At 68.7% G+C, this 1,327-nt stretch carries 3 protein-coding genes; all 3 read left to right on the top strand.

What is annotated here, in order from left to right; translation table 11 throughout:
* On the top strand, positions 1 to 203 hold a 203-nt coding region (locus tag ACJA3G_RS37105; protein ID WP_406557409.1), incomplete at its 5' end, for a hypothetical protein.
* 60 nt (positions 204 to 263) lie between these two features.
* Positions 264 to 662, top strand: coding sequence for an NADH-quinone oxidoreductase subunit A (locus tag ACJA3G_RS37100; RefSeq protein ID WP_190092168.1), 399 nt, complete (start codon positions 264 to 266; stop codon positions 660 to 662).
* The coding region (locus tag ACJA3G_RS37095) for an NADH-quinone oxidoreductase subunit B (RefSeq protein ID WP_406557408.1) at positions 653 to 1,327 on the top strand (675 nt) is incomplete at its 3' end. The genes ACJA3G_RS37100 and ACJA3G_RS37095, both read left to right, overlap by 10 nt.

The raw sequence follows: 1,327 nt of genomic DNA, 5'->3' as shown, positions 1-1,327 counted from the left end.
ACCCCATGGCGCCCGGCCGCCCCGCCCGGCAGGCTTGCTTCATGACCAGCACCTTCCAGTACGGCAAGCCCCACAACGAGCCGCATCACGAGCGGTACGACGAGCCGCACCACGAGCCGTACGAGGACGAGAGGCTGCCGCCCGCGCATCAGGTGTGCAACCTGCGCGAGACACCTGCTTACGCCGTCCTTAGCAGGGCCTAGACTCCCGTGCGTACAGATCGTCGAACAGACTGCAACGAGGTCAGGGAGCGAGGGGCGGACGTGCCGGAACCGACCGTACGCCAGCTGTCCGCGGACTACTTCCACAGCTATTCGGTCGTCGGACTGCTCGCCGTCGTCGGCGTGCTCTTCGTCGCGGTGGCCTTCGGGGCCGGACGTCTGCTGCGGCCGGTGGTCCCGACGCCGGAGAAGCTGCTCACATACGAATGCGGAGTGGACCCCGTCGGCGAGGGCTGGGCGCACACCCAAGTGCGCTACTACGTCTATGCCTTCCTGTACGTGATCTTCGCCGTCGACTCGATCTTCCTCTTCCCGTGGGCGACGGTCTTCGCCGCCCCCGGATTCGGCGCGGCCACGCTGGTCGAGATGTTCATCTTCCTCGGCTTCCTGGCCGTGGGACTGCTCTACGCATGGAAGAAGGGCGTCCTCGAATGGACGTGACGACTCCGGACCCCCGGTTCCTGCCCACGCCGACCGTGGCCGAGAACGGCGCCCCCGTGCCCGTGGCGGCGCCCGCCGGGGCGTCGGCCGTGCGGGGCCAGCGTCTGGGCGTGCTCTCCCGTCTGGCACCCGAGCCGATGAAGGTGGTCCTCAACTGGGGCCGCCGTTACAGCCTCTGGGTGTTCAACTTCGGACTCGCCTGCTGCGCCATCGAGTTCATCGCGGCCTCGATGGCCCGCCACGACTTCATCCGGCTCGGCGTGATCCCCTTCGCGCCGGGTCCGCGCCAGGCCGACCTCATGATCGTCTCCGGCACGGTGACGGACAAGATGGCCCCGGCGGTGAAGCGGCTGTACGAGCAGATGCCCGAGCCGAAGTACGTCATCTCCTTCGGCGCCTGCTCCAACTGCGGCGGCCCGTACTGGGACTCGTACTCGGTGACCAAGGGCGTCGACCAGATCATCCCGGTCGACGTGTACGTCCCCGGCTGCCCGCCGCGTCCCGAGGCGCTCCTCCAGGGCATCCTCAAGCTCCAGGAGAAGATCGCCCGCGAGTCCCTGAGCGAGCGCTACGCCACGCAGGCGTCCCCGGCCCAGCTGACCAGCGGACTGGTGAGGGCGCCGGAGGTTCCTGGGACTTCGGGTGCGGCGGGGGCGGGTTCAACC

The organism is Streptomyces sp. YS-3 (assembly GCF_045257485.1).
Lineage (GTDB): Bacteria > Actinomycetota > Actinomycetes > Streptomycetales > Streptomycetaceae > Streptomyces.
Note: the sequence above shows the minus strand (reverse complement) of the source record. Positions and strands in the feature narration are given on the sequence as shown.